Annotated in this window: 15 protein-coding genes; 2 read left to right on the plus strand and 13 right to left on the minus strand. The window is 37.9% G+C overall.

The features are described 5' to 3' along the window. Positions 1 to 116 precede the first annotated feature (116 nt). From ORQ98_RS11235 to ORQ98_RS11250, 4 genes are all read right to left on the minus strand, one after another. On the minus strand, positions 117 to 1,046 hold the full coding sequence (locus ORQ98_RS11235; protein WP_274688901.1) for a radical SAM protein: 930 nt from the start codon (positions 1,044 to 1,046) through the stop codon (positions 117 to 119). A 25-nt stretch (positions 1,047 to 1,071) separates the two neighbouring features. Continuing rightward, positions 1,072 to 2,103: a methyltransferase domain-containing protein gene (locus ORQ98_RS11240; RefSeq protein ID WP_274688902.1), complete on the minus strand. Its 1,032-nt coding sequence runs from the start codon at positions 2,101 to 2,103 to the stop codon at positions 1,072 to 1,074. A 278-nt stretch (positions 2,104 to 2,381) separates the two neighbouring features. Further along, complete coding sequence (locus tag ORQ98_RS11245) at positions 2,382 to 3,956, minus strand: sensor histidine kinase (RefSeq protein ID WP_274688903.1); 1,575 nt, start codon at positions 3,954 to 3,956, stop codon at positions 2,382 to 2,384. Between the two features lie 255 nt (positions 3,957 to 4,211). Next, a complete protein-coding gene (locus ORQ98_RS11250; RefSeq protein WP_274688904.1) occupies positions 4,212 to 4,991 on the minus strand; it encodes a substrate-binding periplasmic protein in 780 nt (259 codons plus the stop codon). Positions 4,992 to 5,069: 78 nt separating this feature from the next. Between ORQ98_RS11250 and ORQ98_RS11255 the strand changes: the two genes are divergently transcribed. After that, positions 5,070 to 5,948, plus strand: coding sequence for a fructosamine kinase family protein (locus ORQ98_RS11255; protein ID WP_274688905.1), 879 nt, complete (start codon positions 5,070 to 5,072; stop codon positions 5,946 to 5,948). 41 nt (positions 5,949 to 5,989) lie between these two features. On the opposite strand, the gene ORQ98_RS11260 is transcribed toward ORQ98_RS11255, so the two are convergent. The 7 genes from ORQ98_RS11260 to ORQ98_RS11290 form a co-directional block, all read right to left on the minus strand. Next, a complete protein-coding gene (locus ORQ98_RS11260) occupies positions 5,990 to 6,496 on the minus strand; it encodes a type IV pilin protein (protein WP_274688906.1) in 507 nt (168 codons plus the stop codon). Between the two features lie 16 nt (positions 6,497 to 6,512). Then, positions 6,513 to 6,893, minus strand: a complete 381-nt coding sequence (locus tag ORQ98_RS11265; RefSeq protein ID WP_274688907.1) for a hypothetical protein — start codon at positions 6,891 to 6,893, stop codon at positions 6,513 to 6,515. 15 nt (positions 6,894 to 6,908) lie between these two features. Next, the gene (locus tag ORQ98_RS11270) at positions 6,909 to 10,451 is read right to left on the minus strand and encodes a pilus assembly protein (protein ID WP_274688908.1); all 3,543 of its coding nucleotides are present in this window, start codon (positions 10,449 to 10,451) and stop codon (positions 6,909 to 6,911) included. A 32-nt stretch (positions 10,452 to 10,483) separates the two neighbouring features. Next, the gene (locus ORQ98_RS11275) at positions 10,484 to 11,077 is read right to left on the minus strand and encodes a pilus assembly PilX family protein (protein WP_274688909.1); all 594 of its coding nucleotides are present in this window, start codon (positions 11,075 to 11,077) and stop codon (positions 10,484 to 10,486) included. Between the two features lies 1 nt (position 11,078). After that, positions 11,079 to 12,182, minus strand: coding sequence for a PilW family protein (locus ORQ98_RS11280; protein WP_274688910.1), 1,104 nt, complete (start codon positions 12,180 to 12,182; stop codon positions 11,079 to 11,081). After that, a complete protein-coding gene (gene pilV, locus ORQ98_RS11285; protein ID WP_274688911.1) occupies positions 12,179 to 12,751 on the minus strand; it encodes a type IV pilus modification protein PilV in 573 nt (190 codons plus the stop codon). The genes ORQ98_RS11280 and pilV overlap by 4 nt, the downstream gene beginning before the upstream one ends. 74 nt (positions 12,752 to 12,825) lie before the next feature. Continuing rightward, the gene (locus tag ORQ98_RS11290) at positions 12,826 to 13,290 is read right to left on the minus strand and encodes a GspH/FimT family pseudopilin (protein ID WP_274688912.1); all 465 of its coding nucleotides are present in this window, start codon (positions 13,288 to 13,290) and stop codon (positions 12,826 to 12,828) included. Positions 13,291 to 13,928: 638 nt separating this feature from the next. Between ORQ98_RS11290 and ORQ98_RS11295 the strand changes: the two genes are divergently transcribed. Further along, on the plus strand, positions 13,929 to 15,338 hold the full coding sequence (locus ORQ98_RS11295; RefSeq protein WP_274688913.1) for a phospholipase effector Tle1 domain-containing protein: 1,410 nt from the start codon (positions 13,929 to 13,931) through the stop codon (positions 15,336 to 15,338). A 17-nt stretch (positions 15,339 to 15,355) separates the two neighbouring features. Here the strand turns inward: ORQ98_RS11295 and ORQ98_RS11300 are convergent, their stop codons facing one another. Together ORQ98_RS11300 and ORQ98_RS11305 are read right to left on the minus strand one after the other, a co-directional pair. After that, entirely contained in the window at positions 15,356 to 15,574 is a 219-nt protein-coding gene (locus tag ORQ98_RS11300) for a hypothetical protein (protein ID WP_274688914.1), read from the minus strand. Between the two features lie 207 nt (positions 15,575 to 15,781). Next, entirely contained in the window at positions 15,782 to 16,036 is a 255-nt protein-coding gene (locus ORQ98_RS11305; protein ID WP_274688915.1) for a DUF6316 family protein, read from the minus strand. Positions 16,037 to 16,398 lie beyond the last annotated feature (362 nt).

Here is a 16,398-nt window from a genome sequence, read left to right on the forward strand (position 1 = left end):
ATTGCAGGATTTAGCAACTATTTTTTATATTTTTGGATACCCAATAAGAAATTTGCATCCTTTTCTAAGCTTATATTGAACTTATTAAGAAATATACCTCTTGTTGCAAATGAGATTTATTCACTACAGCTTGCTCCATGAGCAAAGCAACTAAAACAACGATGATGCTTTAAGCTTATCCTTGCCGTCATAGCTTCTGTTAGAGTATCAGCTATTTCATAGTCTTTATCATCATCCACCAGGGTACAAGCATACACTTTGATTTTACCATTTATCTTAACTAGCATTTTACTATAAGCACACATAAACTGTTGTCTGCTTTCTTCTGTATGATAAGTAGTCATACAAGTTTCGCTTATTTCTGGTACTTCCACTGTACTACCTGGCTGAAAGAAATTTGGAAATGCAATAATATTTATGCTATCAGGCAAACCATACTGGCTCAATAGTTGATAAAAAACCTGGTCCTGCTTGACCTTATCTTCATTAGGATTAACCATTTGTCGCGCGATAGAAACTTTAAAACCATTGTGATGGAGTAATTGAAGGCTCTGCAGAGATTTCTCAAATGAGCCTTCTCCTCTTTCCTGATCATGTAATTGTGGGCTTATGTCATCCAAACTAATCCGAAACGCAATGGGATATTTAGTATCTTTTAAAGATAAAATACTGTTCATTCTTTTGAGTACTGGGTCAGTACCATTAGTTAATACCAAACAGGGCTTATATTGTGCCGCATAATTAAGTATTTTAACCATATCCTTGGCTACAAATGGCTCTCCACCAGTAAAGGAAAACTGTTGTACACCTAACGTCAATGCCTCATGAATAAAAGGCTTAACATCCGTCAGACGCATCAACTGTAATCGATTGTCACCAGGCTTAGAGCCTTCTAAACAAAACGAACAAGACAAGTTACAAGCTGTACCAATATGAAACCACAGTTCATCTAAACCTCGGGGTTGAATATAACCCCGTTTTTCTCCTTTGCTGGTATAGTTCCACTCAGTACTTCTTGCTTCACTGCTGGTTATGATATCGCCCACTCACTATGCCTCTGGTTTGTTTTTCTTAGCAACAAGCTGCTGCTGTTGCTTCTGATTCATCCTTAGCAAATGGCAGTGTTATACCACAACCTTGAAAAGCACCATAATGCTTTGAGAAATCACCAATAAATTGAAAGTAAGGTTTAAATCGAGTTTCAGCTAGCATACGCCAGGTATTACCACAGACTGGAAATACTTTACCAGCTTCAATAATGTGATGCTTATCAAGAACAAACTGTTCTTCGTTATAAGGGATAGCTCCATTATAAATAACCGCCTGCCCATAATCTTCACAATTACTATCTAATTCTGGCAACTTAAATAACCGGTAAGTGGCTGAATAAAAATTAGTATTGGCTAATTTTTGTTTAATTTCGCTCTGCTCTATTTTTATCACTCTATCACTAACTAATCTTGGATCTATAAATCCAGCTTGTTTAGCTATAGTTAAAAAATCCTGCCAATAAAGCGCACCACTTAGACACTCACCATATAATACAGGGTCATCAACTAGTTCAGGTGAAATTCGCCGATCAGCATAAACATCAGCAAAGTACATTTCTCCACCAGGTTTTAATAAGCGATATGCTTGTTTTAACACCGACTCCTTATCTGGTGATAAATTAATTACACAATTAGAGATAATCACATCAAAAGAGTTTTCTGCCAAGTTTTCGATATAGCCTTTATAAAAGGCTACATTGCTGGCTTTAAAACCAAACTGCTGTTGATGATACTCCAAAAACTGGGATGCAATAGCCAATTGTTCATCTGTCATATCTACTCCTGCTACATGTCCCGCCTCCCCTACTAATTGGGCTAAAACATAGCAATCACGGCCAGCACCACAGCCTAAATCTAAAATTTTGCAGCCTGCTAACACTTCTGGCGCTACTAATCCACATCCGTAGTATCGACTCAATACGGTTTCGTGAACATTAGCAAGGGCTTGTCGAATATGGAGAGGTAGTTTTGTATCTGTAGTGCAAGCATTGGTTTTTAAATCTTGTGAGTTTTGTAAGACTTTTCCATAGTAATTTTTGACAGTTTGATGCATTCTTTTCTCCTATCACTACCTGCCTGCCCTACATAATAAGTATACTCTTTATGAGTGGTTATATATGACCCGCTTTTACTAGCTACAGGCATTATTAAAGGTTAGACCACAGGAAAGCTTATAATCTTTCAACAGAAAAAGAGAGCAAAGAAATTCAACAAACCACGACACATAACTAAGGACTAGAACAACATAAACGTCACATAATATATGTTAGCTGTAAGCACAAGCTAGCTGAAAACACGCTTTGCATGGGCATAACTGGGATTAAGTGCAGTTTATCCTGCACCTAAATCAATAACATTAGCAAATTCTAACGAAGGGAGTGAAATAATAAACTTGGCACCTTTGTCTGGCTGGCTTTCACAAATAATAGTTCCTTGTAATTTTTGAGTAACAATATTGTAAACTATGTACATACCAAGCCCTGTTCCGCCTTTGTTTACTTTTGTTGTAAAAAAAGGATCAAAGATATGGGCAAGTGTTTCAGGGTCCATACCTTTACCATCATCTGCTATTGTTAATACAACTGTATCTCCCTTTTCCTCAGCGGCCACTTTCAGTACTCCTACAGCTCCCTCTTCAAAACCATGCTGCAGTGCATTGGTAACCAGGTTTATTAATAACTGGTGAATTGCTGCCGGGTAAGTGGATAAAAGAATAGCTTCATCAATATTGATGATAGTGTTAATATTTTTTGTTGGGTGTTGGGACAGCACAGCATCTACAACCTCTTCTACTTCTTCCTTTAATTTTACATTTTTAAAGACAACTTTTTCCCTACCACTGGCAAATCGCCGAATATTAGCAGTCATTCGGTGTACAGAGTTTAAATTTGAAGTAAGGGTTTTAATATGATTCTGACAATTATGGAGAAGCGCTAAAATAACATTTTTATTTACTGACTCTTCGTCACACTGATGCTCAGCTTCTATTAACTGATTTTGAAGTGCCTTAGTAGCCGTCTTGCTTGTTGTTAAAGGATGCTCAATATCCTGAGTTATACCTTCTAGTAGCCCTCCTAGTGCAGCCATTTTTTCCGTTTCAACGAGAACGTCTTGCTTTTGTTGTTGTAATGCATTAGAAATACTATTATCTTGCTTGAGAGGTTCTTCGCCAATTTTTTTATAAAAAATACCTTCGTTATCAGAAATACCTGGATAGTGCTTATTACTTGCATAATGCTGATAATTATCGTTTATTGCTTTAACTAATATATCCAGCTCATCATTTTCTTTACTTGGCCCTCGCAATAGAGTCAGCTTTTTCTTCGCATCACCTGGTTCAGTGCTTTTTAAGTATTCGGACATTCTAATTAGATGGCGCGTCACAAGGTTCCAAAATACGAGTAAGATAACTACTGCTACAATTGCTGTTTTTATGCTATTTGAAACTAGAATAACTGCAAATTTATCTATAAGCCGACTATAAATCTGGCTCATATCAGCAACAACTTTCAACTTTCCTAAGTCAATTGGAGATGAGTTAAGAGGCTTAGCAATAAGCTCAAATTCTTCTTCTTTTAAGGTTCGATCTGCTTCGATTTCACCAGCCTTCCAAACAACTTCATCGTCCTGGCGAATTTCGGCATATACTACTTCTGGAATTTGAACAAACGCATCTAGCTGAATTTTGATTTGAGGTTCATCAAATAACCATACTGAACGCATAATACTTGGCACACTAGAAGCCTTAATTTGTTGAAAAACACCGTTCATTCGACGCATGTCTTCCCAATAATCAAGCCCTAGCTGTACACTAGTGGTTAAAATAGCAATTGTAGTACTCACCCCAACGACAGCGATGAGTAGTCGTCTGGCAATGGCTCCATATTTCTGTTTACTAAGCAGCATACCGTCAGTAACCTGTAGCAACCTGTGACACAACAGGTTACTTACATTTTAACCAAATTACTTTTGATCGACTTTCAGATGAATTTATAGTGGTGAGCCCTATATCCATCGCCATAAAAGCAATATTTGTATCTCTACGGCAAATAATAGTCAAACTATTGTCAGTTTTAAGAAACCTTTACTTAGCAATCAGTATAGACAAGAATTTAATAGAATTTTCTCACAATCCTATGAAACTATTCACCAACCTTATAATTATTTATTAAAGTCGTACAACGCCTTATATTCAGCTGTATTTTTATATTCTAATAATGCTTTATTAATTTTTTCTATGTCTTTGGGACTAACAGTTTTTTTACTAAACATAAAGTAAACGGGATCAGCATTGACTATATACGGATGAACATCAATTCTATCCAAATTTCCTAGCTCCATTGCTTTAAACTTTGCAGTGGGAGGTTCCATAATAAGACCATCTACATGACTGGCTAACAGCATTTTTAGTGCCCTGTGATCCACTAGGGGCATTTTTAGCAATAATTGTTCAAAGTTTTCCTTTTTTCTAGCTGCATTATACTCATCCCCGAGCCATGCACCTAACTCAACCAGAATACGCATCTTTAAGCTAACAATATCAGACAGTTTTTTGAGCGGCCATTCCTTTGCCTCTCCTTTTCGTATAATAATTCGATATTCTTCATCACGATATTCATCACTAAATAGAGCGTATTTTTTTCTTTCATCCGTGATTGAGGCAGTAGGCAGCATATCCAAGTTGCCTTGCTTAATTTCTAACAAAGACCGCTTCCAGGGCATTTCTATAAATTGATATTTACAGCCAGCTCTATCAAATACATTCTTAATTACTATTGTATCAAGCCCAGTGACTTCTTTATTCTCATTTTGGTATAAAAAAGGCTCATAACCATTCCAGGCTATTAAGAACATTTTTTTTTGACATTGAGCCAGTACAAGTGAACCAGATAGTCCAAAACTCACCAGCAACAATAACACCATTATTTTTCTGATTCGCAAAACAACAGTCCTACTCATTTTACTGTATAGTCAATATTAAATTGATAGTATAGCTCACTGACTTACAAGGACATTTAAATGCCAACTTTAAATACTCAGCTACTAACAACTATCGACAAACTCATCAGTTGCAAGCTTAATAAGGACTTTCACACTATAACAACCTACCCTATTCATGGAGGTGATATTAACCAAGCTTTTAAACTGGAAGGCTCTAAGCAGCAACTTTTTCTTAAGCTGCAATCTGGCATGCCATCTGACTGGTTTCAACAAGAGTTCAATGGACTAACTGCTATTCTGGCTACAAAAGCAATAAATGCTCCAGAGCCAGTAATATTTGGTGAGTATGAGGATAACCAGTTCCTTGTTTTGAAATACCTCAATCTCATCACCACAGGAGATTGGTTTCAATATGGCGAGCAGCTAGCACACTTGCACAAAATAAATAACGGTAAACAACACTATGGTTGGCCCGATGATAATTTTATTGGGCATACAGCTCAAAAAAATAGTTGGAATAATGAGTGGGCAAATTTTTTTGCCCAACAACGCATTGGATATCAACTGGAAATAGCAACCAGTAATGGCTATATGCTTGCTGCACCCAACCAACAGATTATTGATGTTATTTACAATCAATTAGCAGAGCATCAACCACTAGCATCTTTAGTGCATGGTGATTTATGGAAAGGCAACACCGGTTTTACAGAAACTGGGCCAGTACTGTTTGATCCTGCTTGTTATTACGCAGATCGAGAAGTTGACCTTGCCATGACAGAGTTGTTTGAACGCTTACCCGACGCATTCTATCAAGGCTATCAAGCTGTTTATCCACTTGAAAAAGGCTATCAACAAAGAAAATCAATATATAACCTCTACCATTTAATTAACCACTTGAACTTATTTGGCAGAGGCTACTTAGGATCAGTCAATAGTACCATTCGTCAGCTAATATAATTACTCAAAACGTACAACAGATACTCACCACAAAGGCTATATTACCAACTTTCTCCACCAGTACAGTCTCTGACCTGTTGGTCAGTCAACTGCCCTGTAGGCGCATAGGTTCCTCGAATCCAACAACGAGCTCCTGTTGAGGATAAAGCCAAATAGCCATCTCTATCTCCAGGTGAAGTATCTATTGGCTCTGCTGTCAATACATACATAGTAGCTGTCGCATTGTTTATTCTTAAGTTATGGGTTGGATTATCAGGGTTAGCTTCATCAATAGGGACTTCATCTGGAAAAAAATCATTATTGGGAACACCTCCTGCACCCGCTAAGCCAGTATAAGTTGCCGGAGATGCTTCTGTATAGCGACGCTCCATGGCGTTAGCCATTTGCATTAAGGCCGACTGGGCATCAGCACGCCTAGTCCTCAATACATATTCCTGGTATGACGGATAGCCAACTGCTGCCAAAATCCCCACAATTGCAATGACTATTAATAACTCAATTAAAGTAAAACCCAATGCTAAAAGCCTCAACCTGTTTTGTTTCATCATTATTTTTCTCTATTTATTATTGTAGAGGAGGTGCCATTTCTTCAGGAAGCTCCCATATTTCATTAATATAACTGGTATCGCCAAACTTTTTGATCGTAAACCCTATTACCATACCTGGCTTTAAATCAACCAAGTTGCCAAATTCAGTTTTCAATAAATGTACCTTGGCGTTGTTCCATATACTAAAGTGCAGTGCGTCTGCCTCCAGAAAGTTTTTTCCAGTGTTAATCGTGTTAATAACTCTAACCTGCTCAAATTGAGCAGGATAATAGGCTGGTAAACTCTCAGCTACGATATTTTGTTGAGCAATATCTTCAGCACTGGCCATACCAACCAGCAATAGCAGAGGGACTAGATATCGTTTTAAGCACTTACAAATTTTGGCGAATTTCATCATTTTAGCTCCAGCACGTTACTCAACAAACAACTGTCTCCATGAGAGGCGTCCAGTATTCATTCCTTCAATATTAGCTCCAAAACCGGTTATTTCTCCTGTATGTTGCTGTATCACTATTCTGTTGCCAATAAAGGATGGATCATTAGGTATTTCATCCAGTCGAATACCTGACACAGAAGTACCATTGGGTAAACTATCCTTCCCATCAAATTTTCCATCATTATTCAAATCAAATAAAACTGTGGTTTTGGACTTCCCTCCTGTGGTGGGATCAATCCCTATCAAGAAACCACCTGGTAATACTGCACAAGCTAGTGCTGGGTTTGGTATAACCGTTGTTGTTAACAGGCTGTTACCAATTAAGAATAGTCTGCGTACAGCTCGTTCACCGGGATATTCAATAGCACCACCACCAGCAATCTCTGCATCAAAGTCCAGTCGCCATCCCATCAAATCATTATCTTTGGAGTAATCCACTGGGTTGTTGGTTAAGCTCCTAACTGTAAAACCACTGACTTGATCCACCTCATTAATAAAATCTTGTTCAACCAACTCACTCTTACTGACAGGATAACCACTACCAGTAAAATCATCCCAAATTCCATACATAGCCTGTATGTCAGTAGAACCAATATCATCTTCTTTAAACCAGGTACCAGTACCTACCACCACAATAACACCTGCTAGCCCTTGTTTGGGATTACGCACAACTATTGGTTGATTAACAATTGGCTGAGGTTTGCCGTTTTTATCTGTTGCGGTAAATATAATTTGCCGGTTAGCAGCATTATTCCAATCAACGGGGTTACTACTGGTTAAATCGAATCGCCAAACATTCCCTTGCAAATCTCCTACAAAAATATAATCAACTGTACCATTACTGTCATAATCCACTGCTCTGGGGATACCTAAACCATTAGGTGTCAGGCCATCACTACTTTCTGCCTTACCTTTCCCTGTAACCGATTTATAATAATCCTGGTTGAGCACCCATTTACCATCAAGCCCCCCACTCAATTTAGCAATAAAAAGTGCTGCATCACCATCTGCACTGCTACTGTTATAGCCATTACCAAAAATGGCAGCCCAAATATGCTCACCACTACCATCCTTGGCATTGGTCATAGTAATAATTGGGCGACTATAGGTGAATCCAAGATCAACATCATCCGCTGAAGTAAACTCCCACATCACATTATTAGAAGCACCCGCCTCCGTAGCAAATGTAGTTGGACTGGTAATATCCAAAGCAAATAGTCCTTTCCCACCTGCTCCAAGTGCTCCAATTAATACGGTATGCCAGGCATTATTATAAAAAGCATCATTAATACTAGGCTTTTCATCCACATACATTTTATGAACATAATCAGGGAAAGTTAAATCAGTTAGTTTGTCAAAAAGCACATTAGGCACATAAGCAAAAATTTCTTCTCCTGTAGTAGCATTAAAACCGTGGAGCATGCCATCATTAGCACCAACATACAGCATAGGTGTTCTATTACTATAAGTAGAAGCAAAACTGGAATATTTATTATTAGTTGGATAGGGGGCATTATCACGCCCAGTAAATAAAGGAACACCAACATAACTCGGTGTTGAGTGAATAATATCTCCTAACCTACCCTTATTTTTTAACCGGCCACGGAATTCGCCTTGATCAGCTTTATCACCTTCATGCGTCTGATCTCCTCGCAAATAAGCAAGGCGCTCGTCACCTATTTTTCCATCATTATCACCATAACCTGCAGGCAATGCAAAAGGCACAGGATTATCTAATAAGCTTTTTTGAGTGGCAGTTAAATGAGTATCATAATTAAAGGGAACGCCTGTTTTAGTACCATCTGCATTAACTCGGTAAGTAATAATATTACGATTATTAGCATTATTACCTGAAAGCTTTTCATCTAGCTTCTCAGCTGCTGACCAAAGTGTTGTATTCGTATCTACAACCCCTGTTGTTTGATTAACAGGATGAGCCAATACATCGCCATTATGTAATTTAGGATTATACAAAGCACGATACGCAACAGAGTTTGTTTTAATACTTTGGGTATTAAATGCCACTGCACTGGCTGCACCAGAATCAGCTTGAATACCTCGAAACATTTCTTGTAAACCAGTAACTAGCTGGGTTGGATCACCAGCACTTAGATAATTACCTCTCCCGTTGTAAGCTGCATGCAATAAATCATCCACTTTAGCCAAAGTGCTGTTGAAAGGGTTAGGCCAGTTAAATGCTGTAGAAGGATTGGTGGGAAAATTACTTACACTGCCTTTTAAGCCAAAGCCCACTGTAAAAGTAGACATATGCTGATGTAAAGTATCATCAGTTGTTAATGAAGTAGAACGTGCTATGTCATATTTAGTAGTAGGTACCTTATTATCTAAACCTGATAAATCAGTTTTGTAATATTTCATTGCTACATCTGCCAGCGTTTCACTCACACCATCAGCAAATGCGCCACCATCAAATTGATTACTACTATTCTTGTCTTGGTTACCTACACTAGGGGATCCACCGTTATAAAAACCATCAGTCATCAATAATGAGTAGTTTTGTTGGCAAGTACCAATGGGAGCTGGCTGGATAGGGCAGTTAGCACCACTAGCATCAAATCGGTTACCTGACTGGCAGGCAAAGTATTTACCTACATCACGTAAATTTCTTCTTAGTGGGGTTCCTCTTGCTGGGATTGGCGTTCCATATATTTTATCTAATAGTGCTTTTTTATTGCCAGATAATGCAGAAGCATTCATTGACGCAACAGGGAAGTTATTTGCCTTAGTATTTATAGTAGTAAAGCCAATTCTGGCATTGGTTAAATCTTCCAAAACAAACCCTAAGGCTCCTTTTGCTACCAAGTCTCTAGAACGGTAATAACTGAACCAGTTAGCAAAATTTTGTTTAGTTTTTGCATCAGCATTTTTTATTCTAAATTCAGTTTGCTCTCCATTTTCAAAAAGACCATCACCATCGTCTTTCCAGGTATAATATTTAAATCCAACACTGGAGCTGCCTCTTGGAAAAACCTCATTGTCTTTTGTTAGATCTATAAACTCTTTAGGGTCATAGGGGTTATCAGGTGCTTTAGTAACATCAATATTAGTAAATGGCTTGCCTTGCTTATTCAAACCAGGCCAAGGTTTATATTCCTTGTTGGGGTCAAAGTACAATTTATTAAAGTCACTGTTCCTAAACCGCCAGTTATTAGTTTCTGCCACATAACACTTAGATCCATATGTGTTTGAGTTAAAATCTACACCATAATAATAAGAATAACCACAACCAGGTTGATGAACGACACTCCCTTTTGAACCACCAATATTTGTACCATTTGGCTGGTTAGCTATCATAACCCCCGAGGCCATTAATGCTTCCCAGTCCATACTACCAGAATCGTCAAATAAAATAACAATATTTGGTTCAGCGCCTGGCGCTATTTCTAGAGCATTCTGGGCTAAGTTCAAAGGCCCAGAATGTGTTGTTGGTATAACCATTATTGATGCAACTGCCAGCGCAATAGGTGTCCTTCTCATTGTGGGCTTGTGGCATTTCATATTTTTTACCCCTTGCAAGCTACCCCTGCATATTACATTTGTTTTGCGTACATACTTTGTAAAATTACTTGTGAGTCTGCCGAGCTACCCACCCCTCTGGCTGTAACACGAAATATTTCTATTTCTCCCAAGGCGGCAGATTCTCCATAATTATCCTGGTTTAAAACAGCACTATCAGGTTTAATAGTGGCGTAGTTTTCTATGTAATACTCTGGATCTCCTTGTACATAATATCCAGTCATTTGCTGTGAGGTTAATTTCTGTGTATTTATATTTTTCCAGTTTTGCCACATCGCACCATCTGCAGCACTTTTTGAATATAAGCCATTATCTCCCTTATCAGTAAATAGTGCCAAGGTCCCAACATTATCCCTTACAAAACCTTCGGCCTCCATCAGGGTTTTTTCTGCTGTCTGAAAAGCAACATTATAGTCTCGAAAGTTTGCACTGATTTTTGCGTCAATATTAGCTCTATCTACTGCATTAATGCCTATAATAGATAAAACAAGCAGAATAATTAAACTAATAAATAATACAGCCCCTTGTTGTTTATCCGGTAGATTATTTAATCTTTTAGCAGCTGACACAGGTAAATTTTTTGCTTTTGTATATATAATCGCTAGCATATTAACTACCTCTATTTCTAAGCTTTACGGTATGAGAAAAAGTACGACGTAATACCCCATCATTTTGGGTACCAATAGAATCGATAGAGTTAACTGTTAGATCTATTCTTGCAGTTATTACCCTTTCAAACCCATTTGCAATAGCATCAACTTGGTTTGCATTCAGATACTGGTCAATTGTATTATCACCTTCATTAGGTGGTGCAGGGTTACTATCTACCCCATACACCACTTGCAGATTTTCAACTCCTCTTAATAACTCTTCAGGAACTGGTTGACCAGCAGTATTAATACCCTGTATTCGCCATAAGGAAAGCACTTGATCTCCTCTATTATTCGTGACTGCTTGATTATTAGTTGTATCCCAGGCTGGGGCTATATAATAAACAGCGCTAGCAAACTGATAAACACTTGATGAGCTCGCAACATAGCTTGCACCTGTTGATATAGGTGCATTTATATTACCTGGGGTGGCGCCTGTTGTTTTATATTCAATGTTTTGGTTAGTACCAGAATCATTTGCAGCGGTAACTTGAAAGAGTGTTGCTTTTTCGCAATCACTAATGATTGCTGCATCGTTTTGTGCAAAAGAACCAGTACCCTCTACCTGCATTGTTTTGGTTGGATCATTTAAGCTATTCAGGGTTACACCGTTACTGATCACTCTTTTAATTGCAACAACATCCGTTCCACCTTGAGGGGGAGGACGATTAAGCGCGGGTAAGTCTACCGTTAATAACGCTGGTAATGCTGGTTGCCAAGTAGTTACATTTGTAGCCTCAAAAGCTTCTAAACCCAGCGAAAGGTTTTGAAAAAGAAAGTCAATATTGCTGCCAGTATTTAACAAAGATGGGTTGTATACTGGAGCCGCACTATTCGATAAACAGCCATAATATCCAGACATGCGAATATCTTCACTGATGACATCAATCGCAAACCGTGCATTATCTTGCAAGTTTGCAGTACCTTGAATAATACGATAGGTTTGTTGATTATTAGTAAACAAACTAATAATACCGCCTAATAATAATGCTCCCAATACTAGCGAGATCATCATCTCAACAATAGTAAAACCACTATTTTTATAGATTCTATTAGCTTTCATATATCCGTAACCATAGTATAATTAGAGCGCTTGTTAACCCCTGTATTGGCTGGATCATTAGGGTCTGTTACGTTGGTTGGATCGGCCCATTCAATTGAGATGGTATAACGGGTTGTACTCCCTGTAACGACTCTTGTAATAGAGCCAGTACCATCACTTAATAAGCCTTGTAGCTGAGTATTTTGGAACTGATTATTCGCTGGATTTAATACACTTGAGGTAAAAGTTACACAGTTTCCATTTTGATTAAAACGACCTAATAAACATTTCCACTGAGCTAAGTCGTAATCTCTTAATGCATTGGCATTACAAGTTCCAGTTTCACAGCTATTAGCTGCTACACTAGGAGCATCGTTAATACCTGTTGTATAGTCTGCAGTAGGGTTTGCTCTAATTCTGTCTAAAATATTATTTGCCAAAAATACTGCATAGCTTCTATCAAAAGACTGGCTATTATTTTTTAAACCAACCGCTTGCAATCCTGCCAAACCCAATAAACCAATCGATAGCACAAGAATAGAAATTAATATTTCCATTATCCCAATGCCTTGCTGTCGATAAATTTTCATTTCATCGACTATTTTATGCTGTTTCCTAATTATCCTGTGCTTTTCTGAAACCCTATAAGTGTTTGAATTTTCCATCATAATTTCTCTATACGAGTAACACCAGAGCGAGTGATTGTTACCAAACGGCTGGTTGTACTACCAGGTATTTGGATATCAACGTTATCTTGATTAGTTGCTAGAAAACCACGGGCATTAAAGGTAATCGTATTAATATTACCAGTACTATTTAAACTAATATTTTGTTGGTTCAATGAGGGAAAGTCTCTGATAACATTATTTGCCGCATCTTGAACTGTCCAGCCTCTCCCCCATTCATTATTATTATCCGTTGCATCTTTAGCTACAACACTAACTTGCACACCTCTTTTAATAGCTTCATTACGTGCTATCGCTAACGCTCCAATAAAAGAATTAGCGGTTGTAGTTAGCCGATTTTCATTAATCATATTATTAAAAGCAGGGTAAGCAACACCTAAGAGAATAGAAGCAATAGCTAACGTGATTAACATTTCAATGAGCGTAAAACCTGTTGTCCGCATATATCCTTTTCTCCATGCATGTTGATTCGCTCTTCTAATAAATAAGTTAGTACACTGAGAATTTTACGGTTGCGTAAAAGACAAGCCACAAATTTTTAGTGATGAGTGGCCATTCTTATTATGAATTGCATCAAATATCAGTGCCAATTAGTCATCATTGTTATATAGCATATACGCCAATTTTTTATATTTGACGTATTAATTAGATATAACTGTCAAATTTATGTCTATATTTGAAATATACCCGTCGCGAATCATTTTTAGGCTTTGTTATCATCGTTCCTAATCACCAAGGATGGTGTGAATACAGTTAATACATTATGACATGGATGTCATGTATTAGGGCAATGCAGGAACAATTGCCGAGGAGCATTTAACTGTCACCCCAATCACCTATTGCAATAGGCTCATGAGGCTTCGTCACTTGTTGTCCTCACCTAAAAACCCTTCGCATTGGGTATAGATGACAAGAATAAAATTCGTTACCCAGAGACATTATCAGCTTATTAATCCCTCTTTTTAAGAGGCTTTAGTATGGATACCAAACTAACAAATAATTTCGTAATTAGTCCAATCTTGCTTCTATACTTACAATGGTGGTTACCGTTTTTTGAAAGCTGTTTGATGAAAGTTATACAATGGCCAAACGAATTATCTTATGCTGTGATGGCACTTGGAACCGGCCAGATCAAATAGACAAAAAGACTAAACGCATGATTCCAACTAATGTGGTTAAAATCATGCGGGCAATTGAGCCAATGGCTTATTCAGGCCCTGGTTTGCGCTTAAAAATTCCCCAAGTGGTTTTCTATGACCCGGGTATAGGCACTGAAGGACTGATTGAAAGATATCTAGGAGGCTTTACTGGCTATGGTATTTCACGCAACATTCTGCAAGCCTACCGATTTCTTGCCAATAACTACTGTAAAGGAGATGATATTTACTGCTTTGGGTTTAGTAGAGGTGCCTATACTATCCGGGCACTCTGTGGGCTTATTGGGTTAATTGGGTTATTAAATAAAAATGACTTAGACCTGTTATCAAAAGCTTACAAATATTATCGTATGTCTCCAGAACAACGGTTTCTGACCAATGAGCATGAAGACTATTTACATATAAAACAGATTTCTAACAATAATATTTCCATCCGCTTTCTAGGTGTTTGGGATACCGTAGGTGCATTAGGCATTCCCTTACCCTTTTTACAAAAACTGTCGCATAAATACTGGGTTGGTTTTTTTGACACTAAGCTTGGCAATAATGTTAAATTTGCCCGCCAGGCTATCGCGATTGATGAAAAGCGCGGCCCCTTTGACCCTGACCTCTGGACTAATTCTACTGCCGAGTTATCACCAGACCAAAATATAAAACAAGTTTGGTTCAGTGGGGTTCATGCTAATGTTGGCGGTGGTTATACTGATTCCTATTTGTCAGACCAAGCCTTATTGTGGATGATGGGAGAGGCCAGTGAAGCAGGCTTACAATTTAATGCCCAAATGGTGTCTGATATTGAGAGATATACACAAGAAATAGAAAACACTTTGGACGAGTCATTCCCAGCTATCAATCAGACCTATTCACTATTTTATCACTTGTTTGATCTAATTAGACTAAAAAAACCTGGCCGGGCAATTGGAACTAGCCAACGCCATAAAAAAGGGCTACTACCTGCTTTGAATGAGTTTATTCATCCTAGCGTTGAAAAGTTAATGGAGCTAAATAAAAATTATCAGCCAGAGAACATACTCAAAGCACTCGATTATGACGAAATACAATACTTAGGCATTGGCCCTGGCGCTAATCAACCCCAAGATCGCCGTATTTATCCGCGCATCAACTGTTACGAGCCAGCTGAAATTGATGCTGGTAGTGGCCACGAGCACATCCATTGTACTATTGTCAATCAGTCTGCCGGCGGTGCAGCGATATGTTGTGAAGAGCCGTTAAAACTTGGCCAGGTGGTTCAGTTGAATCGGTTGAGCAACTCCAAGGTTGGTAAAGTAGTTTGGCAGCACCAAGACAACGTAGGAATAAAATATGCTGCTTAGTGCTAATCATCCATGCATTAACAACGTCCTTTTTTCGCTTGACCTGGCGGGCAGAATTTACCGTTGCTAGGTGATGACCCTGGTTCAATGTGAATTGTCTCTGGCACATCAACTTCCACTTCACCTGTTCGAGGGTGAATCGTGCATCCAGCGACCCAAACCACAAGGCTTATACACAGGATTATTTGTAGCTTCTTTAGTGATTTTTTTAGCTGATTCAATTTTCTTAATTTCACTTATATAAGCCTCTATTTGGTTTATATAGACCCAATAGTTCCAGCCTTTTTTAGGCTATCAGTAAATTATTTTTATAAGCGATTCATGAAACAAAAAAGCAATTGATGAAACCTTATAATATAACAACTTACCAGGCTTCCTATCACTAAACTGTTAAGAGCTTTTCAAAAATAAAATTGACAGCTTCTTGAATATGTAATCAGCTATTATTCAACTTGGGCTACTGTTTGTTTATGAGAATATTTAAAATACTTTTCTAAAACAGTAGAAGAGGCCAAAGATAAAAATTCAATATAATCATTTACTCCGTGCATAGCAGAGTTTTTGTCATAATAAGGGCCTATCGTTTCACCCTCTCTAGTATAAAAATACCAGCCATGGCTTGCTTTAAAATAACGGTCAGAAAGTCTTCTTGCATAGATGCTGACTTCGCTTTGATTGTCATCTTTTCGTAACTTCATGCTTTTCTTCCTTTGCCTATTATTTTTACAGGCTTAACATTGAGCTACCAGGAAAACAACAATTAACATACTAACTATACACAACCAAAATTCAGACAACAATAAAATAATAGATTAACCTTTAATTAACGACATAAGAATACTAAAAAGCATATCTTTATTAAAAAAATTCATTTATACCCTTCACGAATGATTTCTAGGTTTTGTTATCTTCAATCCTAATCACCACAGATGGCATTTAATTACCCACAAATTTGGGCTAGCTCAAAGCCTGCCTTCAGTTCATATAGTCTATTAAGACCACGCCAAATGACTGTATTACCTGGAGGCGGGTCATTTGACCTAGCTAAGTATCCACCTAA

The organism is Spartinivicinus poritis (genome assembly GCF_028858535.1).
In the GTDB taxonomy this organism is placed as follows: domain Bacteria; phylum Pseudomonadota; class Gammaproteobacteria; order Pseudomonadales; family Zooshikellaceae; genus Spartinivicinus; species Spartinivicinus poritis.

Excerpts from the sequence above, each read along its gene's own strand:
- ORQ98_RS11280 (WP_274688910.1), bottom strand. The coding sequence starts at position 12,182 with ATGAAAGCTAATAGAATCTATAAAAATAGTGGTTTTACTATTGTTGAG.
- ORQ98_RS11305 (WP_274688915.1), bottom strand. The coding sequence starts at position 16,036 with ATGAAGTTACGAAAAGATGACAATCAAAGCGAAGTCAGCATCTATGCA.
- pilV (WP_274688911.1), bottom strand. The coding sequence starts at position 12,751 with ATGAAAATTTATCGACAGCAAGGCATTGGGATAATGGAAATATTAATT.
- ORQ98_RS11255 (WP_274688905.1), top strand. The coding sequence starts at position 5,070 with ATGCCAACTTTAAATACTCAGCTACTAACAACTATCGACAAACTCATC.
- ORQ98_RS11245 (WP_274688903.1), bottom strand. The coding sequence starts at position 3,956 with ATGCTGCTTAGTAAACAGAAATATGGAGCCATTGCCAGACGACTACTC.
- ORQ98_RS11260 (WP_274688906.1), bottom strand. The coding sequence starts at position 6,496 with ATGATGAAACAAAACAGGTTGAGGCTTTTAGCATTGGGTTTTACTTTA.
- ORQ98_RS11265 (WP_274688907.1), bottom strand. The coding sequence starts at position 6,893 with ATGATGAAATTCGCCAAAATTTGTAAGTGCTTAAAACGATATCTAGTC.
- ORQ98_RS11275 (WP_274688909.1), bottom strand. The coding sequence starts at position 11,077 with ATGCTAGCGATTATATATACAAAAGCAAAAAATTTACCTGTGTCAGCT.
- ORQ98_RS11270 (WP_274688908.1), bottom strand. The coding sequence starts at position 10,451 with ATGAAATGCCACAAGCCCACAATGAGAAGGACACCTATTGCGCTGGCA.
- ORQ98_RS11290 (WP_274688912.1), bottom strand. The coding sequence starts at position 13,290 with ATGCGGACAACAGGTTTTACGCTCATTGAAATGTTAATCACGTTAGCT.
- ORQ98_RS11295 (WP_274688913.1), top strand. The coding sequence starts at position 13,929 with ATGGCCAAACGAATTATCTTATGCTGTGATGGCACTTGGAACCGGCCA.
- ORQ98_RS11240 (WP_274688902.1), bottom strand. The coding sequence starts at position 2,103 with ATGCATCAAACTGTCAAAAATTACTATGGAAAAGTCTTACAAAACTCA.